The 25255-nt window shown below is 64.9% G+C and carries 27 protein-coding genes; 26 read left to right on the top strand and 1 reads right to left on the bottom strand.

Going from position 1 to position 25255, the window contains the following annotated elements; genetic code table 11:
- The 9 genes from PHX69_RS03940 to PHX69_RS03900 all read left to right on the top strand — a co-directional run.
- Positions 1–208: DUF1415 family protein (locus tag PHX69_RS03940; protein ID WP_288042450.1), on the top strand; the 208-nt coding region annotated here is incomplete at its 5' end.
- On the top strand, positions 205–1101 hold the full coding sequence (locus PHX69_RS03935) for a class I SAM-dependent methyltransferase (RefSeq protein ID WP_288042449.1): 897 nt from the start codon (positions 205–207) through the stop codon (positions 1099–1101). The genes PHX69_RS03940 and PHX69_RS03935, both read left to right, overlap by 4 nt.
- A gap of 82 nt (positions 1102–1183) precedes the next feature.
- A complete protein-coding gene (locus PHX69_RS03930) occupies positions 1184–2386 on the top strand; it encodes a glycoside hydrolase family 3 N-terminal domain-containing protein (protein WP_288042448.1) in 1203 nt (400 codons plus the stop codon).
- Positions 2387–2564: 178 nt separating this feature from the next.
- Positions 2565–3266, top strand: a complete 702-nt coding sequence (locus PHX69_RS03925) for an REP-associated tyrosine transposase (RefSeq protein ID WP_288042447.1) — start codon at positions 2565–2567, stop codon at positions 3264–3266.
- Between the two features lie 180 nt (positions 3267–3446).
- On the top strand, positions 3447–8180 hold the full coding sequence (locus PHX69_RS03920) for a glutamate synthase-related protein (protein ID WP_288042446.1): 4734 nt from the start codon (positions 3447–3449) through the stop codon (positions 8178–8180).
- Positions 8181–8235: 55 nt separating this feature from the next.
- Positions 8236–9720 carry a glutamate synthase subunit beta gene (locus PHX69_RS03915; RefSeq protein WP_288042445.1) on the top strand — a complete coding sequence of 495 codons (1485 nt, stop codon included), beginning with the start codon at positions 8236–8238 and terminating at the stop codon, positions 9718–9720.
- A gap of 188 nt (positions 9721–9908) precedes the next feature.
- Entirely contained in the window at positions 9909–10709 is an 801-nt protein-coding gene (locus PHX69_RS03910) for an amino acid ABC transporter substrate-binding protein (protein WP_119014033.1), read from the top strand.
- An 82-nt stretch (positions 10710–10791) separates the two neighbouring features.
- Complete coding sequence (locus PHX69_RS03905) at positions 10792–11445, top strand: amino acid ABC transporter permease (protein ID WP_119014032.1); 654 nt, start codon at positions 10792–10794, stop codon at positions 11443–11445.
- Complete coding sequence (locus tag PHX69_RS03900) at positions 11426–12223, top strand: amino acid ABC transporter ATP-binding protein (RefSeq protein WP_288042444.1); 798 nt, start codon at positions 11426–11428, stop codon at positions 12221–12223. The genes PHX69_RS03905 and PHX69_RS03900 overlap by 20 nt, the downstream gene beginning before the upstream one ends.
- A gap of 93 nt (positions 12224–12316) precedes the next feature.
- Here the strand turns inward: PHX69_RS03900 and speD are convergent, their stop codons facing one another.
- Entirely contained in the window at positions 12317–12727 is a 411-nt protein-coding gene (gene speD, locus PHX69_RS03895) for an adenosylmethionine decarboxylase (RefSeq protein ID WP_288042443.1), read from the bottom strand.
- 85 nt (positions 12728–12812) lie between these two features.
- On the opposite strand from speD, the gene PHX69_RS03890 reads away from it, so the two are divergent.
- From PHX69_RS03890 to PHX69_RS03810, 17 genes are all read left to right on the top strand, one after another.
- On the top strand, positions 12813–13649 hold the full coding sequence (locus tag PHX69_RS03890) for an ABC transporter ATP-binding protein (protein WP_288042441.1): 837 nt from the start codon (positions 12813–12815) through the stop codon (positions 13647–13649).
- The gene (gene mlaE, locus PHX69_RS03885) at positions 13646–14428 is read left to right on the top strand and encodes a lipid asymmetry maintenance ABC transporter permease subunit MlaE (RefSeq protein ID WP_119014029.1); all 783 of its coding nucleotides are present in this window, start codon (positions 13646–13648) and stop codon (positions 14426–14428) included. Before PHX69_RS03890 ends, mlaE begins: the two co-directional genes overlap by 4 nt.
- Positions 14429–14464: 36 nt before the next feature.
- Complete coding sequence (gene mlaD, locus PHX69_RS03880) at positions 14465–14950, top strand: outer membrane lipid asymmetry maintenance protein MlaD (protein WP_288042440.1); 486 nt, start codon at positions 14465–14467, stop codon at positions 14948–14950.
- Entirely contained in the window at positions 14947–15747 is an 801-nt protein-coding gene (locus tag PHX69_RS03875) for an MlaA family lipoprotein (protein ID WP_502958467.1), read from the top strand. The genes mlaD and PHX69_RS03875 overlap by 4 nt, the downstream gene beginning before the upstream one ends.
- 28 nt (positions 15748–15775) lie before the next feature.
- Positions 15776–16420: an MlaC/ttg2D family ABC transporter substrate-binding protein gene (locus PHX69_RS03870; RefSeq protein WP_119014026.1), complete on the top strand. Its 645-nt coding sequence runs from the start codon at positions 15776–15778 to the stop codon at positions 16418–16420.
- 22 nt (positions 16421–16442) lie between these two features.
- Positions 16443–16718, top strand: a complete 276-nt coding sequence (locus PHX69_RS03865) for an STAS domain-containing protein (RefSeq protein ID WP_288042439.1) — start codon at positions 16443–16445, stop codon at positions 16716–16718.
- Between the two features lie 39 nt (positions 16719–16757).
- On the top strand, positions 16758–17678 hold the full coding sequence (locus PHX69_RS03860; RefSeq protein ID WP_119014025.1) for an ABC transporter ATP-binding protein: 921 nt from the start codon (positions 16758–16760) through the stop codon (positions 17676–17678).
- On the top strand, positions 17675–18430 hold the full coding sequence (locus PHX69_RS03855) for an ABC transporter permease (RefSeq protein ID WP_119014024.1): 756 nt from the start codon (positions 17675–17677) through the stop codon (positions 18428–18430). Before PHX69_RS03860 ends, PHX69_RS03855 begins: the two co-directional genes overlap by 4 nt.
- 51 nt (positions 18431–18481) lie before the next feature.
- Positions 18482–18727, top strand: a complete 246-nt coding sequence (locus PHX69_RS03850) for a BolA family protein (protein ID WP_119014023.1) — start codon at positions 18482–18484, stop codon at positions 18725–18727.
- 109 nt (positions 18728–18836) lie between these two features.
- Positions 18837–20117 (top strand): UDP-N-acetylglucosamine 1-carboxyvinyltransferase, encoded by a 1281-nt coding sequence (gene murA, locus PHX69_RS03845; RefSeq protein WP_288042438.1) that lies wholly within the window; start codon positions 18837–18839, stop codon positions 20115–20117.
- Positions 20118–20807, top strand: coding sequence for an ATP phosphoribosyltransferase (gene hisG, locus PHX69_RS03840; RefSeq protein WP_119014021.1), 690 nt, complete (start codon positions 20118–20120; stop codon positions 20805–20807).
- A gap of 23 nt (positions 20808–20830) precedes the next feature.
- Positions 20831–21277: a hypothetical protein gene (locus tag PHX69_RS03835; protein WP_288042437.1), complete on the top strand. Its 447-nt coding sequence runs from the start codon at positions 20831–20833 to the stop codon at positions 21275–21277.
- Positions 21278–21310: 33 nt separating this feature from the next.
- Positions 21311–22627 (top strand): histidinol dehydrogenase, encoded by a 1317-nt coding sequence (hisD, locus tag PHX69_RS03830; protein ID WP_288042436.1) that lies wholly within the window; start codon positions 21311–21313, stop codon positions 22625–22627.
- A gap of 1 nt (position 22628) precedes the next feature.
- Positions 22629–23744, top strand: coding sequence for a pyridoxal phosphate-dependent aminotransferase (locus PHX69_RS03825; protein WP_288042435.1), 1116 nt, complete (start codon positions 22629–22631; stop codon positions 23742–23744).
- Positions 23741–24364 carry an imidazoleglycerol-phosphate dehydratase HisB gene (gene hisB / locus PHX69_RS03820; protein ID WP_119014017.1) on the top strand — a complete coding sequence of 208 codons (624 nt, stop codon included), beginning with the start codon at positions 23741–23743 and terminating at the stop codon, positions 24362–24364. The genes PHX69_RS03825 and hisB overlap by 4 nt, the downstream gene beginning before the upstream one ends.
- A gap of 49 nt (positions 24365–24413) precedes the next feature.
- Complete coding sequence (hisH, locus tag PHX69_RS03815; RefSeq protein WP_288042434.1) at positions 24414–25082, top strand: imidazole glycerol phosphate synthase subunit HisH; 669 nt, start codon at positions 24414–24416, stop codon at positions 25080–25082.
- Between the two features lie 93 nt (positions 25083–25175).
- Positions 25176–25255 (top strand): HisA/HisF-related TIM barrel protein (locus PHX69_RS03810; RefSeq protein ID WP_288042452.1); only part of this gene is annotated, 80 nt, incomplete at its 3' end.

Genomic DNA, 25255 nt, shown 5'->3' with positions numbered 1-25255 from the left:
CAACGCCACCAACCGCGCGCCGTACCCCACGCTGCATCTGATCCGCGAAGAGAGTCTGGATGCCGCCGTCGAGGCCTTTCCCGAGGCAGAAATGATCTACGAGCGCAACATGGAAGTGCTGCGTGAGCTGGGCGCGGCGGGCTGGCAGGCGCTGGACGTGGGCGCGCGCTGCCCGCACCACCCCAAACCCACGGAGGAGGGCGCGTGAGCCGCAAACCTGTCCCGGCCAGCGCCCGCACGGCGCCCGACGCCGCGCTGCTGGCCGAGCTGCGCCCTGGCCAGTCGGTGGAGCTGCTCAAGGCGCTGCACATCCTCACGCGCGAGGGCAAGCTCAACCAGGACTCGCGGCGCAAGCTCAAGCAGGTGTACCACCTGTTCCAGTTCATGGAGCCGCTGCTGCAAACGCTGTCGCAAGACGGCCACGCGCCCACGCTGGCCGACCACGGCGCGGGCAAGTCGTACTTGGGCTTCATCCTGTACGACCTGTATTTCAAGGCGCTGGGGCGGGGCCACATCTACGGCATCGAGTGGCGCGCCGAGTTGGTGGAAAAGTCCCGCCAGCTGGCCCAGGAGCTGGGGTTTGAGCGCATGTCGTTCCTCAACCTGTCGGTGGCCGACAGTGCCGACGCCGCCGAGCTGCCCGAGCGCATCGACATGGTCACAGCCCTGCACGCCTGCGACACCGCCACCGACGATGCCATTGCCTTTGGTCTGCAAAAGCGTGCCCGCGCCATGGTGCTGGTGCCCTGCTGCCAGGCTGAAGTAGCTGCCTGCCTGCGCCAAGGCAAAGCGCTGCAACTGGCGCGCACGCCGCTGGCCGAGCTGTGGCGCCACCCGCTGCACACGCGCGAGATGGGCAGCCAGATCACCAACGTGTTGCGCTGTCTGCACCTGGAGGCCAGCGGCTACCAGGTCACGGTGACGGAGCTGGTCGGCTGGGAGCACAGCATGAAAAACGAGCTGATCATCGCCCAGTACACCGGTCAGAAAAAACGCAGCGCACAAGAACGCCTGCGCGCCATCCTGCAAGAGTTTGGTCTGGAGCAGGCGCTGGGCGCGCGCTTTGGGTTGGCGCTGGTGGATTTGCCCGCCGCATCCTGACCCGTGCGCACACAGGGCTGGAGAAAATCCGGCCCTGCCGTTAGCATGCGCCGCCACGATCCGTGGTTGCCAGGAGATCTGCATGCACCCCACCCCACCCCGCACCCCGTTGCACCCCCGTCCGCGCCACTGGATAAAAGTCGCTGGCGCCAGTGCCGTGCTGGCACTGCTGGCCGCTTGCGGCGGCAGCGATGCCCCGCCATCGCAGCAACTGACGCTGGAGCAGAAAGTGGGCCAGATGGTGATGATGGGCGTGGACGGCACCAGCGCCGACGCGCCCGGCGTGCAACAGGCGCTGGCGCAGGTGCGCGCAGGCCAGCTCGGCGGTGTGATCCTGTACCGCTACAACATCACCGACCCCACCCAGGTGCGCGCCCTCACGGGGGCCTTGCAGCAGGCCAACCCGCTGGAGCTGCCGCTCTTGATCGCGCTGGACCAAGAGGGCGGGCTGGTGCAGCGCCTGCGCGCCTCCAATGGCTTTGCCGACACCCCTTCGCACGAAGAAGTGGCCGCCACGCAAACCCCCGACCAGGCCCGTGCCACCTACCGCACCATGGCGCAGATGGTGGCGGGCGCGGGCTTCAACTTCAACTTTGGCCCGGTGGTGGATTTGCGCGGCGACCCGCTCGACCCCGAGCACCGCGCCGTCTCGCCGGTCATCGGCCAACTCAAACGCAGCTTCTCCGATGATCCGGCGCGCGTGGTGCTGTACGCCAGCCAATTTATCCTGGCCCACCGCGAGGCGGGCGTGCTCACCGCCCTCAAGCACTACCCCGGCCACGGCCTGGCCGCCAGCGACAGCCACCTCGGGCTGGTCGATATCACCCGCACCGCGCAGCCCATAGAGCAGTGGCCCTTCCAGCAGCTGGTGGCCGGTGGCATGGCCGACGCCATCATGACCGCGCACCTGGTCAACCGCAACGTCGATCCCGACTGGCCGGTCACGCTGTCGGAGAAGTTCATTGGCCCGCAATTGCGCACGCGCGACGGCTTTGACGGCGTGGTCGTCACCGACGACCTGCACATGGGCGCCATCCAGCAGCACCACAGCCTGCGCGAATCGGTGGTGCGCGCCATCGTGGCAGGCAACGATGTGCTGGTGTTTTCCAACAACCCCGGCGCTGCCAAAAACGCCCCCGGCTTTGTGCCGCGCTACGACATGGGCCAGCACGCTGCCACCCTGGTGCGCGAGGCCATCGCCCGTGGCGAACTGACCACCGAGCAGGTGGACGCCGCCTGGCAGCGGCTGGCGCGGCTGCGTGGCAAGCTGGCAGCTGCCCACTGAGCTGGTGGGGTGCATCCAATTTGATAGCTGCTGGCGCTTGCTGTGCGGGCGTTAGAGCCGGTTTTCGTTATCAAAAAAGAAAGGGCCGCCCTGGTGGGGCACAGAACTTAATTGGAATCTGACCCCCATTTTCTCATTACACTGCCCCCTCCAACGCCACTTTGTATCCCCCCACCCCATGGCCCGCCTTCCCCGCCTCACGGTGCCCGGCTACCCGCACCACATCATCCAGCGCGGTAACAACCGCCAGGCGATTTTTCTGGACGAGCAGGATTTCACGGCCATGCACGCGCTGCTGGCCGAGAGCGCGCGCAAGTTCGGCGTGGCCGTCCACGCCTATGTGCTGATGGACAACCACTTCCACCTGCTGGCCACGCCGACCACCACCGAGGCACTGCCGCTGATGATGCAGGCCGTGGGGCGCAGCTACGTGCGCAGCTTCAACCACCGCCATGGCCGCACCGGCACGCTGTGGGAAGGGCGCTACCGGGCCACGCTGATCCAGTCCGAGCGCTACCTGCTGGCCTGCATGGCCTATATCGACCTGAATCCGGTGCGCGCGGGCATGGTGGCGCAGGCGCAAGACTGGCCCTGGTCGGGCGCTGCCTGCGCGCTGGGCCTGCGCCAGGATGCGCTCATCACGCCGCACATGCTGTATTGGGCGCTGGGCAATACGCCCTTTGCCCGCGAGGCGGCTTACGCTGCGCTGCTCGATACCGGCATCGCCACCGCGCAGCAAACCGCCCTGACCGACGCCACCTTGCACGGCTGGGCGCTGGGCGATGCGCAATTTGTGGACGAATTGCAAAAAAAATCCGCCCGCCGATTGCGCCCAGCACGGCCTGGTAGGCCGGTAGGTACGCCAAAAAAATCAGACTAAAACTGGCTCCAGGCCAATCTGTACATGCGCTAATAGCTATTGTTTTTGATTTGTCCCCAAATAATAAATCTGAAATAAATAGGTTATTTAATTGGAATCTGACCCCAATTAAAGTGCTTGCGTGGATTTGCTGCAATGCACTACGCTAGGCGTCCCTGCGAAAACAATGAGGAATGCGCCATGACCACGGCAGCCGAAATCCAGCACCTGCAACAACACGGTTTGTATTCATCGGCCCAGGAGCACGATGCCTGCGGCCTTGGGTTTGTCGCCCACATCAAGGGCGTCAAGCGGCACGACATCGTGACCCAGGCGCTCAAAATCCTCGAAAACATCGACCACCGTGGTGCCGTCGGTGCCGACCCGCTGATGGGTGACGGCGCCGGTCTGCTGATCCAGATTCCTGACCAGCTCTACCGCGAAGAAATGGCCCGCCAGGGCGTGACCCTGCCCGCTGCGGGCGAATACGGCGTCGGCATGATCTTCCTGCCCAAGGAGCACGCCAGCCGCCTGGCCTGCGAGCAGGAGATGGAGCGCGCCATCAAGGCCGAAGGCCAGGTGCTGCTGGGCTGGCGCGATGTGCCCGTCAACCGCGACATGCCCATGTCGCCCACCGTGCGCGAAAAAGAGCCGCTGCTGCGCCAGATTTTCATTGGCCGGGGCAACGACGTCATCGTGCAGGACGCGCTGGAACGCAAGCTCTACGTCATCCGCAAAACCGCCAGCGCCGCCATCCAGGCCCTGAAGTTGCAGCACAGCAAAGAGTATTACGTGCCCAGCATGAGCAGCCGCACAGTGGTCTACAAGGGCCTGCTGCTGGCCGATCAGGTGGGCAAGTACTACCTTGACCTGCAAGACGAGCGCTGCGTCTCGGCCATCGGCCTGGTGCACCAGCGCTTCTCCACCAACACCTTCCCCGAATGGCCGCTGGCCCACCCGTACCGCTACGTGGCGCACAACGGCGAGATCAACACCGTCAAGGGCAACTACAACTGGATGCGCGCCCGCGAAGGCGTGATGGCGTCCCCGGTGCTCGGCCCCGACCTGCAAAAGCTCTACCCCATCAGCTTTGCCGACCAGTCCGACACCGCCACGTTCGACAACTGCCTGGAACTGCTGACCATGGCCGGCTACCCCATCAGCCAGGCCGTGATGATGATGATTCCCGAGCCCTGGGAGCAGCACGAGTCCATGGACGAGCGCCGCCGCGCCTTCTACGAGTACCACGCCCCCATGCTGGAGCCCTGGGACGGCCCGGCCTCCATCGTCTTTACCGATGGCCGCCAGATTGGCGCCACCCTCGACCGCAACGGCCTGCGCCCCTCGCGCTACTGCGTGACCGATGACGACCTGGTCATCCTGGCGTCCGAGTCGGGCGTGCTGCCTGTGCCCGAAAACCGCATCGTGCGCAAATGGCGCCTGCAGCCGGGCAAGATGCTGCTCATCGACCTGGAACAGGGCCGCATGATCAACGACGACGAGTTGAAGGCCAACATCGTCAACACCAAGCCCTACAAGCAGTGGATCGAAAACCTGCGCGTCAAGCTCGACAGCATCCCTGCTGCCCCCGCTGCCGCCCTCGACCACGCCGACGGCCTGGCGCTGCTGGACCGCCAGCAGGCCTTTGGCTACACCCAGGAAGACATCAAGTTCCTGATGGCCCCCATGGCCAAAAATGGCGAAGAAGCCATTGGCTCCATGGGCAACGACAGCCCGCTGGCCGTCCTCTCCGACAAGAACAAGCCGCTGTACAACTACTTCAAGCAGCTGTTTGCGCAGGTGACCAACCCGCCCATCGACCCGATCCGCGAGGCCATCGTGATGTCGCTGCACAGCTTCATCGGCCCCAAGCCCAACCTGCTGGACATCAACCAGGTCAACCCGCCCATGCGCCTGGAAGTGAGCCAGCCGGTGCTGAACTTTGCCGACATGGCCAAGCTGCGCGGCATTGAGCAGCACACCCAGGGCAAGTTCAAGAGCGTCACCATCGACATCACCTACCCGCTGGCCTGGGGCAAAGAGGGCGTGGAAGCCAAGCTGGCCTCGCTGTGCGCGCAGGCGGTCGATGCCATCAAGGGCGGCGCCAACATCCTCATCATCAGCGACCGCGCTGTGAGCAGCACGCAGGTGGCCATTCCGGCGCTGCTGGCGCTGTCCAGCATCCACCAGCACCTGGTGCGTGGCGGCCTGCGCACCACCGCCGGTCTGGTGGTGGAAACCGGCACGGCCCGTGAAGTCCACCACTTTGCCGTGCTGGCCGGTTACGGCGCCGAGGCCGTCCACCCCTACCTGGCCATGGAAACCCTGGCCGACATGCACAAAGACCTGTCGGGCGACCTGTCGGCAGACAAGGCCATCTACAACTACGTCAAGGCCATTGGCAAGGGCCTGTCCAAGATCATGTCCAAGATGGGCGTGAGCACGTACATGAGCTACTGCGGCGCGCAGTTGTTTGAAGCCATCGGCATCAACACCAGCACCATTGAGCAGTATTTCACTGGCACGGCCAGCCGCGTGGGTGGCATTGGCGTGTTCGAGATTGCCGACGAGGCCATCCGCATGCACAAGGCGGCCTTCAGCAACGACCCCGTGCTGGCCACCATGCTGGACACCGGCGGCGAGTACGCCTGGCGCGCCCGTGGCGAAGAGCACATGTGGACGCCCGACACCATCGCCAAGCTGCAACACAGCACCCGCGCCAACAACTGGAACACGTACAAGGAATACGCCCAGCTGGTCAACGACCAAAGCCGTCGCCACATGACGCTGCGCGGCCTGTTCGAGTTCAAGATCGACCCGGCCAAAGCGATCGCGCTGGAAGAAGTCGAGCCAGCCAAAGAGATCGTCAAGCGCTTTGCCACCGGCGCCATGTCGCTGGGTTCGATTTCCACCGAAGCCCACGCCACGCTGGCCGTGGCCATGAACCGCATTGGCGGCAAGAGCAACACCGGCGAGGGCGGCGAAGACGCAGCGCGCTACCGCAACGAGCTCAAAGGCATTCCGATCAAGCAGGGCGACACGCTCAAGAGCGTGATTGGCGCGGCCAACGTCGAAGTCGATATGCCGCTGCAAGATGGCGACTCGCTGCGCTCCAAAATCAAGCAGGTGGCCTCGGGGCGCTTTGGCGTCACGGCGGAATACCTCTCCAGCGCCGACCAGATCCAGATCAAGATGGCCCAGGGCGCCAAGCCCGGCGAGGGCGGCCAGCTGCCCGGCGGCAAGGTGTCCAACTACATCGGCAAGCTGCGCCACAGCGTGCCTGGCGTGGGCCTGATTTCGCCACCGCCGCACCACGACATCTACTCCATTGAAGACCTGGCCCAGCTCATCCACGACCTGAAAAACGTGGCGCCGCACGCAGGCATCAGCGTCAAGCTGGTGTCGGAAGTGGGCGTGGGCACGATTGCTGCGGGCGTGGCCAAGTGCAAGAGCGACCACGTGGTGATCGCCGGGCACGACGGCGGCACGGGCGCTTCGCCCTGGTCGTCCATCAAGCACTGCGGCGGCCCCTGGGAAATCGGTCTGGCCGAAACCCAGCAAACGCTGGTCTTGAACCGCCTGCGTGGCCGCATCCGCGTGCAGGCCGACGGCCAGATGAAGACTGGCCGCGACGTGGCCATTGGCGCGCTGCTGGGTGCCGACGAGTTCGGCTTTGCCACCGCGCCGCTGGTGGTCGAGGGCTGCATCATGATGCGCAAGTGCCACCTCAATACCTGCCCGGTGGGTGTGGCCACGCAAGACCCGGTGCTGCGCCAGAAGTTCTCGGGCAAGCCCGAGCATGTCGTCAACTACTTCTTCTTTGTGGCCGAAGAAGTGCGCCACATCATGGCCCAGCTGGGTATCCGCAAGTTTGACGATCTGGTGGGCCGCACCGACCTGCTCGACATGCGCGCTGGCATCCAGCATTGGAAGGCCAGCGGCCTGGACTTTGGCCGCCTGTTTGCCCAGGTGCCCGTGGGCCCTGAAGTGCCACGCTTCCACGTCGAAGAGCAAGACCACAACCTGGGTCACACCCTCGACCGCAAGCTCATCGAGCGCTGCCAGCCCGCCATTGAAAAGGGCGAGCGCGTGCAGATCATGGAAGTGGCGCGCAACGTCAACCGCACCGTGGGCGCCATGCTCTCGGGCGCTGTCACCCGCGCCCACCCCGATGGCCTGCCCGATGACACCATCCGTATCCAGTTCGAAGGCACGGGCGGGCAGTCGTTTGGCGCATTCCTGTGCAACGGCATCACGCTGAGCCTGATTGGCGATGCCAACGACTACACCGGCAAGGGCCTGTCGGGTGGCCGCATCGTGGTGCGCCCCAGCCTGGACTTCCGGGGCGAGGCCGTGCGCAACACCATCGTGGGCAACACCGTGATGTACGGCGCCACCAGCGGCGAGGCTTTCTTCAGCGGCGTGGCCGGTGAGCGCTTTGCCGTGCGCCTGTCGGGTGCCACGGCAGTGGTGGAAGGCACCGGCGACCATGGCTGCGAGTACATGACCGGCGGCACCGCCGTGGTGCTGGGTGCCACGGGCCGCAACTTTGCGGCAGGCATGAGCGGCGGCGTGGCCTACGTCTATGACGAAGACGGCCTGTTTGAAACCCGCTGCAACATGTCCATGGTCAAGTTGGAGCGCATCCTGCCCGCCGATGAGCAAGAGGCCACCGTGCCGCGCGCCATCTGGCACCGGGGCCAGACCGACGAGGCGCAGCTGAAAAAGCTGCTCGAAGACCACAACCGCTGGACGGGCAGCAAGCGCGCCCGCGAGCTGCTGGACCACTGGGCCGCTTCGCGCGCCAAGTTCGTCAAGGTCTTCCCGACCGAGTACAAACGTGCGTTGTCTGAGATTCATGAGCAAAAACTGCTTGAAGAGCCCAGCACACCTGCGGTAGTAGCTATCAAAAAAGAAGCGAAGGCCGTCCGGTAAGGCCCGATCAGGCCCGCCGCGCAGTTACCGCACACCAATCCACGAGAGAAATACCATGGGAAAAACCACCGGCTTCATGGAATACGGGCGCCTCGAAGAGGGCTACAAGTCTGTGCCCGAGCGCCTCAAGCACTACCGCGAATTCGTCATCGGCCTCGATGGCGCGCAGGCCAAAGTGCAGGCCGCGCGCTGCATGGACTGCGGCACGCCGTTTTGCAACAACGGTTGCCCGGTCAACAACATCATTCCGGACTTCAACGATCTGGTGTACCAGAGCGACTGGAAGAGCGCGTTCACCGTGCTCAGCTCGACCAACAACTTCCCCGAGTTCACGGGCCGCATCTGCCCCGCGCCTTGCGAGGCCGCCTGCGTGCTCAACGTCAACGACGACGCCGTGGGCATCAAGAGCATCGAGCACGCCATCATCGACAAGGCCTGGGAAAACGACTGGGTGCAACCCCAGCCTGCCGCCCAGCAGACGGGCAAAAAAGTGGCCGTGGTGGGCGCCGGCCCCGCAGGCTTGGCCGCAGCCCAGCAACTGGCGCGCGCCGGTCACAGCGTGACCGTGTTCGAGAAGAACGACCGCGTGGGCGGCCTGCTGCGCTACGGCATCCCCGACTTCAAGATGGAAAAGTCGCACATCGACCGCCGCGTGGCGCAGATGCAGGCCGAGGGCGTGGTCTTTCGCACCGGCGTGCTGGTGGCGGCCAAGGATGGCCTGGGCGCCAACTCCAAGGTCACCAACTGGGCCAAGGAAACCGTCTCCCCCGAGCAGCTCAGCGCCGAGTTCGATGCCGTGCTGCTGTCGGGCGGCGCCGAGCAATCGCGCGACCTGCCCGTGCCGGGGCGCGACCTGGACGGCGTTCACTTTGCGATGGAGTTTCTGCCGCAGCAAAACAAGGTCAACGCGGGCGACAAGCTCAAGAGCCAGCTGCGCGCCGATGGCAAGCACGTCATCGTCATTGGCGGCGGTGACACCGGCAGCGACTGCGTGGGCACCAGCAACCGCCACGGCGCCGCCAGCGTCACGCAGTTTGAGCTGATGCCCCAGCCGCCCGAAGTGGAAGACCGCCCGCTGACCTGGCCGTACTGGCCCATCAAGCTGCGCACCAGCTCCAGCCACGACGAGGGCTGCACCCGCGAGTTCGCCATTGCCACCAAAGAGTTCATCGCGGGCACGGGCAAGAACAAGGGCCGCGTGGTGGGCGTCAAAACCGTGCGCCTGCAATGGGAAGGCGGCAAGATGACCGAGGTGCCCGGCTCCGAGCAAACCTTGCAAGCCGACCTGGTGCTGCTGGCCATGGGCTTTGTCAGCCCCGTAGCGCCGGTGCTGGATGCGTTTGGTGTGGACAAAGACGCCCGGGGCAACGCCCGCGCCAGCACCGACGAGGGCGGCTACGCCACCAATGTGGCCAAGGTGTTTGCCGCTGGTGACATGCGCCGGGGCCAGTCGCTGGTGGTGTGGGCCATTCGCGAAGGCCGCCAGGCCGCGCGCGCCATCGACCAGTTCCTGATGGGCAGCTCCGAACTGCCGCGTTAAAGCCTGCGCCGGGCACGGCCATGGGTGCCGGCCTGGGTTCATGATCAAAATAGCTGCTAACGCCCGCCAGGTGGGCGCAAGCAGCTATTTTTTTAGTAGCATTTTGGCCGGGCGCAGGGTTGCGCTGTCGCCACTGGCGCGCGGTCGGGGACAATACGCCCCTTCTTTGTGATTCTGGAAACTTCCCCATGAAAAAACGCACCGTTGTTTTGCTCTTGTCCTTGGGCGCTGTGCTGGCGGGCTGCGGCAAGCAAGAGCCTGCACCCCAGGCGGCGGCGCCTGCACCCGCACCTGTCGCCATCACCAAAATCGTGGTGGGCCTGGACGACAACTTCCCGCCCATGGGCTTTCGGGACGAGAAGAACGAGCTGATCGGCTTTGACATCGACATGGCCCGCGAAGCCAGCAAGCGGCTGGGCGTGGAGGTGGAGTTCAAGCCCATCGACTGGAGCGCCAAAGAGGCGGAACTGTCTGGCAAGCGCGTCGATGTGCTCTGGAACGGCCTGACCATCACCGAAGAGCGCAAGAAGAACATCGACTTCACCGCGCCCTACATGGAAAACCACCAGATCATCGTGGTGGCCGCCAGCTCCCCCATCAAGACCAAGGCCGATCTGGCAGGCAAGGTGGTGGGCGCCCAAGAGGGCTCCAGCGCCGTGGATGCCGTGAAAAAAGACGCCCCGGTTTTTGGCACCTTCAAGGAATTCAAGACCTTTGGCGACAACGTGACCGCGCTGATGGACTTGTCCACAGGCCGCCTCGAAGCCGTGGTGGTCGATGAAGTGGTGGGCCGCTACTACGTGGCCAAAAAGCCCGCCGATTACATTGTTCTGGACGAGCACTTCGGCACCGAAGACTACGGCGTGGGTGTGCGCAAGGGCGACGCCGACCTGCTGGGCAAGCTCGATAAAGCCCTGACCGACATGAAGCAAGACGGCACCGCTGCCAAGATCGCCACGCAGTGGTTTGGCAAGAACATCATCAAATAACCTGCGCAACCTGTTGAGCACACCGGCGTGACCGCTTCGCTGCGGCCAGCCGGTGTTTTGCATTTTTTGATTGCCACTACCCATGGACTACGCGCTTTCCATGCTGGGGCCGCTGTGGCAAGGCGCCACCGTTACCCTCAAGCTTTTCTTCATCACGCTGGCGCTGGCCGTGCCCCTGGGGCTGGTGCTGGCGCTGGCGCGCACCTCGCGCTGGGCAGCGCTGAGCGCCGCCGTGAACGGCTACATCTGGCTCATGCGCGGCACGCCGCTGATGCTGCAAATGCTGTTCATCTACTTTGCGCTGCCGTTTGTGCCGGTGATTGGCGTGCGCCTGCCCGATTTTCCGGCGGCAGTGCTGGCCTTTGCGCTGAACTACGCGGCCTACTTTGCCGAGATTTTCCGCGCGGGCATCCAGTCGATTGACCGGGGCCAGTACGAGGCCGCCAAGGTGCTCGGTATGACCTACGGCCAGACCATGCGCCGCATCGTGCTGCCGCAGATGGTGCGGCGCATTCTGCCGCCCATGAGCAACGAGACCATCACCCTGGTCAAAGACACCTCGCTCATCTACGTGCTGGCCCTGAACGACCTGCTGCGCGCTGCGCGCGGCATCGTGCAGCGCGACTTCACGACCACGCCGTTCATCGTGGCGGCAGCCTTTTACCTGCTGATGACCCTGGTGCTGACCTGGGGCTTCCAGCGCCTGGAGAAACGCTATGCCAAACAAGACCAGTGACGTTGGCGACCATGCCAGCGCGCCCATGATCGAAGCGCAGGGCCTGCACAAGCGCTTTGGCGCCACGCCGGTGCTGAAAAACGTCTCGCTCACGCTGCGCCAGGGCGAGGTGGTGGCGGTGATTGGCCCCTCGGGCTCGGGCAAAAGCACCTTTTTGCGCTGCCTCAACCATCTGGAAACCATCGACAGCGGCCGCATCGCCATCGAGGGCGAGGTGCTGGCGCAGACCGATGCCCAAGGCCACTGCCACTACGCCAGCGAGCGCGAGGTGCGCCGCATCTGCCGCAAGATGGGCATGGTGTTCCAGCACTTCAATCTGTTCCCGCACCTGACGGTGCTGGAGAACGTGATCGAGGCGCCCCTGCGCGTCAAGGGCCTGGCCAGCGCCGACATCACCCCCAAAGCCGAGGCTTTGCTGGCCAAGGTGGGGCTGCTGGACAAGCGCCACAACTACCCGGCGCGCCTGTCGGGCGGGCAAAAGCAGCGCGTAGCCATCGCCCGCGCGCTGGCCATGGAGCCCGACATCATGCTGTTCGACGAGCCCACCTCGGCCCTCGACCCCGAGCTGACCGGCGAGGTGCTGCGCACCATGCGCCAGCTGGCCGACGAGCACATGACCATGCTGGTGGTCACGCACGAAATGGGCTTTGCCCGCGAAGTGGCCAGCAGCGTGGTCTTCATGGATGCGGGCGAGCTGATCGAGGCCCAGCCAGCGCAAGCCTTCTTTGCCAACCCGCAGCACGCGCGCACGCGGGCCTTCCTCAACCACATGCTTTGATGCGCCGCCGCCATGGCGTGGCTGTTGGGTGATCAAAAATGATAGCTGCTGGCGCCCGTTACACGGGCGCTGGAGGCTGTTTTGATGCTTGAATTACCCGCGCTCTACCCGGTGCAGATGCGGCTGGGCTGGGGCAAAGGCGGTTTGCAGCTCGGCAAACAGCTGTTCGGCCTTGGGGCGGTTGTTGGCCGAGTAGTTGCACACATACACGTCCAGCGTGACGTAGCCCGCCTCGGGCCAGGTGTGGATGCTCAGGTGCGATTCGGCCAGCACCACCACGCCGGTCACGCCGCCGCCCTCGCCAAAGCGGTGGAACAGGCTGCCCACGGCGGTCAGGCCCGCTGCGGCCACACGGTCTTGGCAAAAATCTTGCAGATGGGTGGCATCCAGCATCAGGCGCGGGTCGCACCGGCAGCCGTGCAAGTCACCGATCAGGTGCAGGCCTGCCGTCTGGCGTGCTATGCCATAAGCGGGTGTAGGGGCGCTGTGGTGCAGGTGGTTCATCGTTATGGTTTACCCCATATCATTGCGGGTTGGCGTTGCGCTCCCCCTTTGCTGGTTGCTGGCAAGCGTTGCCGCCTATTCCACCATGCCCTCATCCTCCCCTGCAACTTCCTCTGGCGCGCTGGTCGAGCTGCGCGACGTCCACTTTAGCTACGGCGACAGGCCCGTGCTGCGTGGGCTGTCGCTGGCGGTGCCGCGTGGCAAGGTCACGGCCATCATGGGCGCTTCGGGCGGGGGCAAAACCACCGTGCTGCGCCTGATTGGTGGCCAGCACAGGGCGCAGCAGGGTCAGGTGCTGTTCGATGGCCAGGACGTGGGCCGCATGGACATGGCGCAGCTGTATGCCGCGCGCCGGCGCATGGGCATGCTGTTCCAGTTTGGCGCGCTGTTTACCGACATGAGCGTGCTCGACAACGTGGCGTTTCCGCTGCGCGAGCACACCGACCTGCCCGAGGCCCTGGTGCGCGACATCGTGCTGATGAAGCTGCATGCCGTGGGCCTGCGCGGTGCGCGCGACCTGATGCCGGGGCAAATCTCGGGCGGCATGGCCCGGCGCGTGGCGCTGGCGCGCTCGATTGCCCTGGACCCCGAGCTGGTGATGTACGACGAGCCCTTTGCCGGGCTGGACCCGATCTCGCTGGGCACGGCGGCGCAATTGATTCGCCAGCTCAACGATGCCATGGGGCTGACCACCATTCTGGTGTCGCACGACGTGGACGCCACGTTTGCGCTGGCCGACCATGTGATCGTTCTGGGGCCCGGCACCATTGCGGCCCAGGGCACGCCCGAGGCCGTGCGCCACAGCACGGACCCGCTGGTGCACCAGTTTGTCAACGCGCTGCCCACGGGGCCGGTGCCCTTCCATTACCCGGGCCCTGACGTGGCACAAGACTTTGGCCCTGCGCCCGGGGGGCGGCCATGAGCTGGTATCGCCCGGCAGACGTGGGTTTTGCGGTGCGTTGCAAACTGGCCGATGTGGGCCAGGGTGCGCGGCTGTTTGTGCGGCTGCTGTGGCTGTTGGGCGCTGCGCTGCGCCGCCCCGGCCTGGTGCGCGACCAGGTGCATTTTTTGGGCAACTATTCGCTGTCCATCATTGCCGTGTCGGGCCTGTTCGTCGGCTTTGTGCTGGCCTTGCAGGGCTTTTATACGTTGCAGGATTTTGGCTCCACCGAGGCCCTGGGCCAGCTGGTGGCGCTGAGCCTGCTGCGCGAGCTGGGGCCGGTGGTCACGGCGCTGTTGTTTGCCGGGCGCGCGGGCACGGCGCTGACCGCCGAGATCGGCCTGATGCGCGCGGGCGAGCAGCTCAGCGCCATGGAAATGATGGCCGTGGACCCGGTGCGCCGCATTCTGGCGCCGCGCTTCTGGGGCGGCGTGATCGCCATGCCGGTGTTGGCAGCGGTGTTCAATGCGGTGGGTGTGATTGGCGGCTGGATCGTGGCCGTGGGCCTGATCGGCGTCGATGCAGGCTCGTTCTGGAGCCAGATGCAGGGCGGCGTCGATGTGTTCAGCGACGTGGGCAATGGCGTCATCAAGAGCGTGGTGTTTGGTTTTGCGGTCACGTTTGTGGCGCTGCTCCAGGGCTACACCGCCCGGCCCACGCCCGAGGGCGTGTCGCGCGCCACCACGCGCACCGTGGTGGTGGCATCGTTGGCAGTGCTGGGGCTGGACTTTGTCCTCACGGCCCTGATGTTCAGTATCTGACGCTGGCAGCGGCCAGCGACACAAGGAAAAATCACAATGCAGCAATCCAAGAACGATGTCTGGGTGGGCCTGTTTGTCTTGATTGGCGCTGCGGCGCTGGTGTTTCTGGCTTTGCAGGCTGCCAATTTGCTGAACCTGAACTTTGAATCGGGCTACCGCATCACGGCGCGCTTTGACAACATTGGCGGCTTGAAGCCCCAGGCGGCAGTGCGCAGCGCCGGGGTGGTGGTGGGCCGCGTCGAATCCATCGAGTTTGATGACAAAACCTACCAAGCCCGCGTGACGCTGGCGTTGCAAGAGCGTTACGTGTTCCCCAAAGACAGCTCGCTCAAAATTCTCACCAGCGGCTTGTTGGGCGAGCAGTACATCGGCATCGAGGCCGGTGCCGACGAAGCCAACCTGGCCAACGGCGATATGGTCACGGCCACCCAATCTGCCGTGGTGCTGGAAAATCTGATCAGCCAGTTTCTTTTTAGCAAGGCGGCCGAGGCTGAACCGGCTGCCACAGGTAAACCCAAATGACCCACTCCTTCCCCGCAGGCCCGGCCTGTAACCGCATGGTGGGCCGCCGCCTGGCGCCCGCGTTGGCGTTGTGCGTCCTGGCCTTGGCAGGCTGTGCCAGTGGCCCCAACGCCGATCCACGCGATCCGCTGGAGCCCTACAACCGCAGCATGACGCGCTTCAACGACGGCGTGGACGCCGCCGTACTCAAACCCGTGGCCACCGCCTACCAGCAGGCCGTACCCGCCATGGCGCGCACTGGCGTGAGCAACTTTTTTGCCAACCTGGGCGATGCCTGGTCGTTCGTCAATAACACCCTGCAACTGCGCGCCGAGGGGGCTCTGGCCAGCTTTTTCCGCTTCAGCACCAACACGTTCTTGGGCCTGGGTGGTGTACTGGACGTGGCCAGCGAGATGGGTATTGAGCGCCACAAACAAGACTTCGGCCTGACCTTGGGGCACTGGGGCGTGCCGCCCGGCCCGTACCTGGTGCTGCCCATCCTCGGGCCATCGACGGTGCGCGACACGCTGGCCCTGCCGGTCGATAGCCGGGGTAACCTGGTCCGAGAGGTAGAGCATGTTCCTTCGCGCAACGCGCTGTACGTGCTGCGCGCAGTGGATGTGCGTTCCAACCTGCTGCGTGCTGGCGATGTGCTGGATTCGGCTGCGCTGGACAAATACAGCTTTACCCGCGATGTCTTCCTGCAAGTGCGCAGCCAGCGCGCTGCCGGGCCGGGCCGCAGCGGTGACGGCACCGTCCGTGACGACGATGATGCCAGCCGCAGCGACGGCATGCTGCCCCCCGAACCCGCACAGTGACTGGCCCCGCCATCCAAGGACTGAACCGATGAACCGACGTTTTCTGGGCCGCCTGGCGGCCACCCTGGCCGCTGCACTGGCACTGGGCATGGGCACCGCGCTGCCCGCCCACGCTGCTGATGAGGCACCCGATGTGCTGGTGCAGCGCCTGTCCACCGAAGTGCTGGATGCGCTGCGCGCGGACAAGGCGATCAAGGCGGGCGATATCGACAAAATCATTGTGCTGGTGGACAAAACCATCATGCCCAACGTGAACTTTCGCCGCATGACCGCCGCCGCCGTGGGCCCGGGCTGGCGCCAGGCCAGCACCGAGCAGCAAAAGCGCCTGCAAGACGAGTTCAAAACCCTGCTGGTGCGCACCTACGCGGGCGCGCTGGCCCAGGTCAATGACCAGACCATCATCGTCAAGCCGCTGCGCGCTGCGCCCGAGGACAAAGACGTGCTGGTGCGCACCGAAGTGCGTGGCCGTGGCGACCCCATTCAGCTGGACTACCGCCTGGAAAAAACCCCCGGCGTGGGCGCAGGCTGGAAGATTTACAACCTCAACGTGCTGGGCGTGTGGCTGGTCGAGACCTACCGCAGCCAGTTTGCCCAGGAGATCAACGCCAAAGGCATTGACGGCCTGATCAGCACCCTGGCCGCGCGCAACAAAGCCAATGCAGGCCGGGGCTGACGCGCCCTTGCCGCCCCCCGCCATGCTGGTGCTGCCCGCTGAACTCACCCACCGCCAGGCCCGCGCCGTGCTGCAGGTGCTGCGCCGGGGCGTGCTGGCACTGCCGCCCGGCGCCCGCGCTGTGGTCGATGCGCGTGCGCTGACCCAGTTCGATACCTCCGCGCTGGCTGTGCTGCTGGAGTGCCGTCGCACGGCGCTGGAGCGGGGCCAGACCTTTGCCGTGCAGGGCCTGGCGCCTGCGCTGGCCAGCATGGCCGTGCTGTACGGCGTGCAAGACCTGCTGCCCGCCGCCGACTGACTCTCCCGTGCTCCCCTGGCCCTAAAATGGCCCGCTTCCATGCCCGCTATCTCTTTCCAATCTGTCTGCAAGACCTACCAAACGCCCAACGGCCCATTCCATGCGCTCGACCATGTGAGCCTGGACATCGCGCAGGGCGAATTTTTCGGCCTGCTGGGCCCCAACGGTGCGGGCAAGACCACCCTCATCAGCATTTTGGCGGGCCTGACGCGCGCCACCAGTGGCCGCGTGCTGGTACAGGGCAGCGATGTGCAAATCGACTACGCTGCCGCCCGGCGCAAGCTGGGCATCGTGCCGCAAGAGCTGGTGTTCGACCCGTTCTTCAATGTGCGTGAGGCGCTGCGTTTCCAGTCCGGCTACTTTGGCGTGCAGCACAACGACGACTGGATCGACGAACTGCTCGACAGCCTGGGCCTGGCCGACAAGGCGGGCGCCAACATGCGCCAGCTCTCGGGCGGCATGAAGCGGCGCGTGCTGGTGGCGCAGGCGCTGGTACACAAGCCGCCCATCATCGTGCTGGACGAGCCCACCGCAGGCGTCGATGTGGAGCTGCGCCAGACGCTGTGGCACTTCATCGCCCGCCTGAACAAAGAAGGCCACACGGTGCTGCTGACCACCCATTACCTGGAAGAGGCCGAGGCACTGTGCGGGCGCATCGCCATGCTCAAAAGTGGCCGCGTGGTGGCGCTGGACGCTACCTCCGAGCTGCTCAAGGCCGCTTCAGGCAACGTGCTGGTGTTCAAAACCGACAGCGTATTGCCGCCCGCGCTGGCCGCGCAGGCGCGCGTTACCGGGCGCGTGGTGCAGATGGTGGCCCACGACACGCAGGAAATCGAACAGCACCTGGCCGCGCTGCGCCAGGCCGGTGTAGAGGCGCAGGACGTGGAAATCCGCCGCGCTGACCTGGAAGACGTGTTTTTGGGTGTGATGGCTGCGGCCACAGGAGGGCGCGGCGCATGACCGGCTGGCAAATGCTGTTTTACAAAGAGGTGCTGCGCTTCTGGAAGGTGGGCTTCCAGACCGTTGCCGCTCCCGTGCTCACGGCGGCGCTGTACCTGCTGATTTTTGGCCACGTCATGCAAGACCACGTCAAGGTCTATGACCGCATCGACTACGCCACGTTTCTGGTGCCCGGGCTGGTGATGATGAGCGTGCTGCAAAACGCCTTTGCCAACAGCTCGTCCAGCATGGTGCAGAGCAAGATCATGGGCAACCTGGTGTTTTTGCTGCTCACGCCGCTGTCGCACTGGGCCTGGTTTGTGGCCTATGTGGGCTCCTCGGTGGTGCGCGGGCTGGTGGTGGGGCTGGGCGTGTTTCTGGTTACGCTGGGTTTTTCTACGCCCGAATTTGCCGCGCCGTTGTGGATTGTGGTGTTTGCCCTGCTGGGCGCGGCGCTCTTGGGCGCGCTGGGGCTGATTGCCGGTCTGTGGGCCGACAAGTTTGACCAGATGGCCGCCTTCCAGAACTTCCTCATCATGCCCATGACGTTTTTGTCGGGCGTGTTCTATTCGATCAACTCGCTGCCCTCGTTCTGGCAGACGCTGAGCCACCTGAACCCGTTTTTCTACATGATCGACGGCTTTCGCTACGGCTTTTTTGGCCAGAGCGATGTCTCGCCCTGGCTGAGTCTGGCCATCGTCGGCACGGCACTGGTGTGCGTCAGTGCACTGGCGCTGCACCTGCTGCGCACGGGTTACAAGATCCGCTCCTGAACATTGCCAGCGCTTTTGCTGTGTTTTTACCGCCTCCCCTGAGCTTTTGACATGAACGCCGAACAACTCCAGCAACTCATCAGCGCGGGCCTGCCCTGTGACCACCTCACCGTCGAAGGCGATGGCCGCCACTGGTATGCCACCATCGTCTCGCCCGCGTTCGAGGGCCTGCGCGCCATCGCGCGCCACCAGCGCGTGTACGCCACCCTGGGCAGCCGCATGCAGACCGACGAAGTCCATGCCCTGTCGATGAAAACCTTCACCCCAGCCGAGTGGGCCGTGCAAGTGCAGGGCTGAGGCCCGCGCAGGGTGGCTAAATTGCTATTAATTTAATAGCTGTAAGCGCCCATCCCGCAAGCCTTGAAGGCCAATTTCTTTCTTTTTTGATATTTCCGGGTTTTCAGCCATGGACAAACTCCTTATCCGCGGTGGCAGGCCCCTGCACGGCGAAGTGCTCGTCTCGGGCGCCAAAAATGCGGCCCTGCCCGAGCTGTGCGCGGCCCTGCTGACGCCCGAGCCGGTGCTGCTGGCCAACGTGCCGCACCTGCAAGACGTGGCCACCATGCTCAAGCTCATTCGCAACATGGGCGTGTCGGCTGAGCGTGCAGACGACGGCAGCGTGCGCATTGATGCCAGCGCGCTGTCCACCCCCGAGGCCCCCTACGACCTGGTCAAGACCATGCGCGCTTCGGTGCTGGCGCTGGGGCCGCTGCTGGCGCGCTTTGGCGAGGCCACGGTGTCGCTGCCCGGCGGCTGCGCGATTGGCTCGCGCCCGGTAGACCAGCACATCAAGGGCCTGCAAGCCATGGGCGCGCACATCGTGGTCGAGCACGGCTACATGATTGCCCGCCTGCCCGAGGGCTGGACGCGGCTCAAGGGCGCGCGCATCACCACCGACATGGTCACCGTCACTGGCACCGAGAACCTGCTCATGGCCGCCACGCTGGCCGAGGGCGAAACCGTGCTGGAAAACGCCGCCCAGGAGCCTGAAATCACCGACCTGGCCGAGATGCTCATCAAGATGGGCGCGCGCATCGAAGGCCACGGCACCAGCCGCATCCGCATCCAGGGCGTGGAACGCTTGCACGGCTGCCAGCACGCCGTGGTGGCCGACCGCATTGAGGCGGGCACCTTTTTGTGCGCCGTGGCGGCCACGGGCGGCGATGTGTTCCTGCGCCATGCCCGTGCCGACCACCTGGACGCCGTCACGGAAAAGCTGCGCGAAGCGGGCGCCGATGTGCAGGCCGAAGACGGCGGCATCCGCGTGCGCAGCGCAGGCGCCAGCCAGCTCAAGGCGCAGGGCTTTCGCACCACGGAATACCCCGGTTTCCCCACCGACATGCAGGCGCAGTTCATGGCACTGAACTGCGTGGCCCAGGGCACGGCAGCGGTCACTGAAACCATTTTTGAAAACCGCTTCATGCACGTCAACGAGCTGCTGCGGCTGGGCGCGCGCATCCAGGTTGATGGCCGCGTGGCCGTGGTCGAGGGGCTGGGCGGTACGGGCGCAGGCCTGTCGGGCGCCGCCGTGATGGCCACCGATTTGCGCGCATCGGCCAGTCTGGTCATTGCGGCCCTGGTGGCCGATGGCCAAACCGTGGTCGATCGCATCTACCACCTCGACCGGGGCTATGACCGCATGGAAGCCAAGCTGCGCGGCATTGGTGCCGACATTGAAAGAATCTAGATGAGCCACACCCCACCTGCTGCCACCATCACGCTGGCCCTGTCCAAGGGCCGCATCTTCGATGAAATCATGCCGCTGCTGGCCGCCGCTGGCATCGAGGTGCTGGAAGACCCGGAAAAGTCCCGCAAGCTCATCCTGCCCACCAACCGCCCTGAAGTGCGCGTGGTGCTGGTGCGCGCCAGCGATGTGCCCACCTACGTGCAGTACGGCGGCGCCGACATGGGCGTGTGCGGCAAAGACACGCTGATCGAGCACAGCGCCGAGTGGGGCGGGGCGGCCCGCTCGGGCCTGTACCTGCCGCTGGATTTGCAGATTGCCAAATGCCGCGTGAGCGTGGCCGTGCGCACCGATTTTGACTATGCCCAGGCGGTCAAGAAGGGCTCGCGTTTGAAGGTGGCCACCAAATACACCGCCATTGCCCGCGAGTTTTTTGCCAGCAAGGGCGTGCACGTTGATTTGATCAAGCTCTACGGCAGCATGGAGCTGGCGCCCCTGACGGGCATGGCCGACGCCATTGTCGATCTGGTCTCCACGGGCAACACGCTCAAGGCCAACCACCTGATGGAGGTCGAGCGCATCATGGACATCAGTTCGCACCTGGTGGTCAACCAGGCCGCGCTCAAGCTCAAGATGGCCCCCCTGCGTCGCATCATTGATGCGTTTGCGTCGGCCATTCCGGCTGCGTCTTGATCTGCTGTGCCCGCTCCCACAGCGTGCTTGCCAGTGTGCCGGTGCAGGAACACAATCGCGCCCGCGCGGATACGGTATCTGCGCGTAACAATTCCTTCGATGGATCAAAGGCACGTATGTTGAAGAAAGCAGTTTTGCTGGGATTTTTGGCCCTGAGCGGTATGTCCCACGCCGCAGACGCGGATTTCACCCTGGTCAACCGCACCGGGTATGCGATCAATGAGGTCTTTATTTCGCCCACGAAAAAAGACAACTGGGGCAAAGACCGCCTGGGCAGCAACCAGTTGCTCAACGGCCAGGCCCGCAAGTTCAAGTTTGGTGATACCAAAAACTGTGTTCAGGACATCCAGGTGGTGTTCGCTGACGATGATTCCGAAGTCGAATGGGAAGGCTTCAATCTGTGCGAGCTGAACAAAATCACCCTGCGCTACAACCGCAAGACGCGTGAAGTGTCTGCCGATTCCGAATAAGCCTCCGCCTTTTTCCTACTGCGATAGAAAGCCATGAAAGCCACGCCTGCCCGTTTGCGCACCGACAGCGCCTGTTTTGAAGCCGACTTCCAGGCACGTCTGCATTGGTCGGCCGACCAGGACGCAGCCATCGAGCAGCGCGTGGCCGACATCCTGGCCGATGTGCGAAAGCAGGGCGATGCTGCTGTGCTGGACTACACCGCCCGTTTTGATAACTTGCAGGTGCCCACCCTGCAAGCCCTGGAGTTGACGCAGGCCGAGCTGAAAGCCGCTTTTGACGCTATCCCCTCTGCCCAGCGCGAGGCACTGCAAGCTGCGGCTGCGCGGGTGCGCAGCTACCACGAGGCACAGAAAAAAGCCTGCGGCGAGAGCTGGAGCTACCGTGACGAAGACGGCAGTCTGCTGGGCCAGAAGGTGACGCCACTCGACCGCGTGGGCATCTATGTACCCGGCGGCAAGGCCGCTTACCCCAGCAGCGTGCTGATGAATGCCATCCCCGCACACGTGGCCGGGGTGCCCGAGATCATCATGGTGGTGCCCATACCACGCGGCGAGAAGAACCTGCTGGTGCTGGCCGCCGCCTATGTGGCGGGTGTGACGCGCGCCTTCACCATCGGCGGCGCACAGGCCGTGGCCGCGCTGGCCTATGGCACGCAGACGGTGCCGAAGGTGGACAAAATCACCGGCCCTGGCAACGCTTATGTGGCCAGCGCCAAAAAGCATGTGTTTGGCACCGTGGGCATCGACATGATTGCCGGCCCGAGCGAGATTCTGGTGCTGGCCGACGGCACCACGCCCCCCGACTGGGTGGCCATGGATTTGTTCAGCCAGGCCGAGCACGACGAGCTGGCGCAGTCCATCCTCCTGTGCCCCGACGCCGCCTACATCGATGCCGTGCAGGCCGCCATCGACCGCCTGCTGCCCACCATGCCGCGCGCCGAGATCATCGCCAAGAGCCTCACGGGCCGGGGCGCGCTGATCCACACGCGCAGCATGGAAGAGGCCTGTGCCATCAGCAACCGCATCGCTCCCGAGCACCTGGAAGTGTCCAGCCACGAGCCGCACCGCTGGGAGCCGCTGCTGCGCCATGCGGGCGCCATTTTTCTGGGTGCCTACACCAGCGAATCCCTGGGGGATTACTGCGCGGGCCCCAACCACGTGCTGCCCACCAGCGGCACGGCGCGTTTTTCTTCGCCACTGGGCGTGTACGACTTCCAGAAGCGCAGCAGCATCATCGAAGTGAGCGCGCAGGGCGCGCAGAAACTCGGCCCCATCGCCGCCACCCTGGCCTACGGCGAGGGCTTGCAAGCCCACGCACAGGCCGCTGAAATGCGCTTGAAAGACCGTTGACATGACCGCACCGCTGAACCCTCTGAACCGCATCCGCCCCGACGTGCGCGCCATGCACGCCTACACCGTGCAAAGCGCCGACGGCCTGCTGAAGATGGATGCCATGGAAAACCCCTTCGGCCTGCCGCCGCATTTGCAGGCTGCGCTGGGCCAGCGCCTGGGTGCCCTGGAGCTGAACCGCTACCCCGGCACCCGCAACGACGATTTGCGCGCCGCGCTGGCGCAGTACGTTGGCCTGCCCGAAGGCTGCGCGCTCATCCTGGGCAACGGCTCTGACGAGCTGATCAGCCTGGTGTCGCTGGCCTGCGCGCTGCCGCCCGGTGCCGATGGCCAGCGCCCGGTGGTGCTGGCGCCGGTGCCCGGCTTTGTCATGTACGCCATGAGCGCACAGTTGCAGGGGCTGGATTTTGTCGGCGTGCCGCTCACCCCCGACTTTGCGCTGGATGAGGCCGCCATGCTGGCCGCCATCGCCCAGCACCGCCCAGCCATCACCTACATCGCTTACCCCAATAACCCCACGGCCACGCTGTGGGATGCGGCGGTGGTGCAGCGCATCGTGGATGCCGTGGCGGCAGTGGGTGGCATCGCCGTCATAGACGAGGCCTACCAGCCCTTTGCCAGCCGCACCTGGCTGGACGCCATGCGCGCTGAGCCTGCGCGCAACAGCCATGTGCTGCTCATGCGCACGCTCTCCAAGTTCGGCCTGGCCGGGGTGCGCCTGGGTTATCTCATCGGCCCGGCTGCGCTGGTGGGCGAGATCGACAAGGTGCGCCCACCCTACAACGTGAGCGTGCTCAACTGCGAGGCCGCTCTGTTTGCCCTGGAGCATGCCGACGTGTTTGCCGCCCAGGCCGCCGAGCTGCGCGTCCAGCGCACGCGCCTGATTGCCGCCCTGCGCGCCATGCCCGGCGTGGAGCACGTCTGGGACAGCGAGGCCAACATGGTGCTGGTGCGCGTGCCCGACGCCGCCCGCACCTTCGCTGGCATGCGCGAGCGCAAGGTTCTCGTCAAGAACGTTTCTACAATGCACCCCTTGCTGGCCCGCTGCCTGCGCCTGACCGTAGGCAGTGACTCCGAGAATGCGCGCATGCTGGACGCGCTCCAGGCTTCGATATGACCTCTTCTGCCCTGATCCCCTCCACCTCCACCGACCGCATCGCTGAAGTCAGCCGCAATACCGCCGAGACGCGCATCACTGTGCGCATCAATCTCGACGGCACGGGCCAGTCCAGCCTGCACACGGGCATTGGTTTTTTTGACCACATGCTGGAGCAAATCGCCCGCCACGGCCTGATTGACCTCGAAGTACACGCTGATGGCGACCTGCACATCGACGGCCACCACACTGTGGAGGACGTGGGCATCACCTTCGGCCAGGCCGTGGCCCGCGCCGTGGGCGACAAAAAGGGCCTGCGCCGCTACGGCCACGCCTATGTGCCGCTGGACGAGGCGCTGACGCGCGTGGTGATCGATCTCTCGGGCCGCCCCGGCCTGGTGCAGAACATCCCGTTCACCAGCGGCATGATTGGCGCCTTCGACACGCAGCTGACGCATGAGTTCTTTCAGGGCTTTGTCAACCACGCGGGCGCCACGCTGCACATTGACAACCTGCGCGGCGTCAACGCCCACCACCAGTGCGAAACCGCGTTCAAGGCCTTTGCCCGCGCCCTGCGCTTTGCCGTGGAGCGTGATGCGCGCGCGGCGGGCACCATTCCCTCGACCAAGGGCTTGCTCTAATTTCAAGCCAAATCGGCCTCAAACGCTTGCCAGGCAAGCGCAACCAGCTATGAATACAGAAGCAAAAATCGTCGCGGTCGTGGACTACGGCATGGGCAATCTGCGCTCGGTGGCACAGGCCGTGATGGCGGCTGCCCAGGGCTCGGGCTGGACGGTGCGCGTCACCGCCCAGCCTGACGAAGTGCGCGCGGCCCACCGCATCGTGCTGCCCGGTCAGGGCGCCATGCCCGACTGCATGCACGAGTTGCAGGCCTCGGGGTTGCGCGAGTCGGTGCTGGAAGTCGCTGCCAGCAAACCATTGTTTGGCGTCTGCGTGGGCATGCAAATGCTGCTCGACCACAGCGCCGAGGGCGATACCCCCGGCCTGGGCCTGATCCCAGGTGAGGTGCTCAAATTCGACCTCGCTGGCAAGCTGCAAAGCGACGGCAGCCGCTACAAGGTGCCGCAAATGGGCTGGAACACCGTGCGCCAGGTGGCACACGGCGGCGCCGTGCACCCGGTCTGGGCCGGGGTGCCGGACAACAGCTATTTCTACTTCGTCCACAGCTTCTACGCCCGGCCACAGGACGCGCGCCACTGCGCGGGCGAGGCCGATTACGGTGGCCCGTTTGCCGCTGCCATCGCCCGTGACAATATTTTTGCCACCCAATTCCACCCGGAAAAAAGTGCGGACCAGGGCCTGGCGCTGTACCGTAACTTTTTGCACTGGAACCCCTGAGCGCTTGCCTTTGTGCCGCTCTGCCGTTACAAAGCCGATTCATCCTGTTCGGGCCCAACCTGTGAAGGCCCTTTTCTCTCCCGTAAATCCACCATGCTGCTCATTCCCGCCATCGACCTCAAGGACGGCCACTGCGTTCGCCTCAAGCAAGGCGATATGGACCAATCGACCAC

The sequence above is a fragment of the Simplicispira sp. genome (genome assembly GCF_028687295.1).
Taxonomy (GTDB): Bacteria; Pseudomonadota; Gammaproteobacteria; order Burkholderiales; family Burkholderiaceae_C; genus Simplicispira; species Simplicispira metamorpha.
Note: the sequence above shows the minus strand (reverse complement) of the source record. Positions and strands in the feature narration are given on the sequence as shown.

Excerpts from the sequence above, each read along its gene's own strand:
- PHX69_RS03920 (WP_288042446.1), top strand. The coding sequence starts at position 3,447 with ATGACCACGGCAGCCGAAATCCAGCACCTGCAACAACACGGTTTGTAT.
- PHX69_RS03890 (WP_288042441.1), top strand. The coding sequence starts at position 12,813 with ATGCCCTCATCCTCCCCTGCAACTTCCTCTGGCGCGCTGGTCGAGCTG.
- hisG (WP_119014021.1), top strand. The coding sequence starts at position 20,118 with ATGAGCCACACCCCACCTGCTGCCACCATCACGCTGGCCCTGTCCAAG.
- PHX69_RS03930 (WP_288042448.1), top strand. The coding sequence starts at position 1,184 with ATGCACCCCACCCCACCCCGCACCCCGTTGCACCCCCGTCCGCGCCAC.
- PHX69_RS03825 (WP_288042435.1), top strand. The coding sequence starts at position 22,629 with ATGACCGCACCGCTGAACCCTCTGAACCGCATCCGCCCCGACGTGCGC.
- PHX69_RS03925 (WP_288042447.1), top strand. The coding sequence starts at position 2,565 with ATGGCCCGCCTTCCCCGCCTCACGGTGCCCGGCTACCCGCACCACATC.
- PHX69_RS03905 (WP_119014032.1), top strand. The coding sequence starts at position 10,792 with ATGGACTACGCGCTTTCCATGCTGGGGCCGCTGTGGCAAGGCGCCACC.
- speD (WP_288042443.1), bottom strand. The coding sequence starts at position 12,727 with ATGAACCACCTGCACCACAGCGCCCCTACACCCGCTTATGGCATAGCA.
- mlaE (WP_119014029.1), top strand. The coding sequence starts at position 13,646 with ATGAGCTGGTATCGCCCGGCAGACGTGGGTTTTGCGGTGCGTTGCAAA.
- hisH (WP_288042434.1), top strand. The coding sequence starts at position 24,414 with ATGAATACAGAAGCAAAAATCGTCGCGGTCGTGGACTACGGCATGGGC.
- murA (WP_288042438.1), top strand. The coding sequence starts at position 18,837 with ATGGACAAACTCCTTATCCGCGGTGGCAGGCCCCTGCACGGCGAAGTG.
- PHX69_RS03900 (WP_288042444.1), top strand. The coding sequence starts at position 11,426 with ATGCCAAACAAGACCAGTGACGTTGGCGACCATGCCAGCGCGCCCATG.
- mlaD (WP_288042440.1), top strand. The coding sequence starts at position 14,465 with ATGCAGCAATCCAAGAACGATGTCTGGGTGGGCCTGTTTGTCTTGATT.
- hisD (WP_288042436.1), top strand. The coding sequence starts at position 21,311 with ATGAAAGCCACGCCTGCCCGTTTGCGCACCGACAGCGCCTGTTTTGAA.
- PHX69_RS03850 (WP_119014023.1), top strand. The coding sequence starts at position 18,482 with ATGAACGCCGAACAACTCCAGCAACTCATCAGCGCGGGCCTGCCCTGT.
- PHX69_RS03915 (WP_288042445.1), top strand. The coding sequence starts at position 8,236 with ATGGGAAAAACCACCGGCTTCATGGAATACGGGCGCCTCGAAGAGGGC.
- PHX69_RS03875 (WP_502958467.1), top strand. The coding sequence starts at position 14,947 with ATGACCCACTCCTTCCCCGCAGGCCCGGCCTGTAACCGCATGGTGGGC.
- PHX69_RS03855 (WP_119014024.1), top strand. The coding sequence starts at position 17,675 with ATGACCGGCTGGCAAATGCTGTTTTACAAAGAGGTGCTGCGCTTCTGG.
- PHX69_RS03860 (WP_119014025.1), top strand. The coding sequence starts at position 16,758 with ATGCCCGCTATCTCTTTCCAATCTGTCTGCAAGACCTACCAAACGCCC.
- PHX69_RS03865 (WP_288042439.1), top strand. The coding sequence starts at position 16,443 with ATGCTGGTGCTGCCCGCTGAACTCACCCACCGCCAGGCCCGCGCCGTG.
- PHX69_RS03870 (WP_119014026.1), top strand. The coding sequence starts at position 15,776 with ATGAACCGACGTTTTCTGGGCCGCCTGGCGGCCACCCTGGCCGCTGCA.
- hisB (WP_119014017.1), top strand. The coding sequence starts at position 23,741 with ATGACCTCTTCTGCCCTGATCCCCTCCACCTCCACCGACCGCATCGCT.
- PHX69_RS03910 (WP_119014033.1), top strand. The coding sequence starts at position 9,909 with ATGAAAAAACGCACCGTTGTTTTGCTCTTGTCCTTGGGCGCTGTGCTG.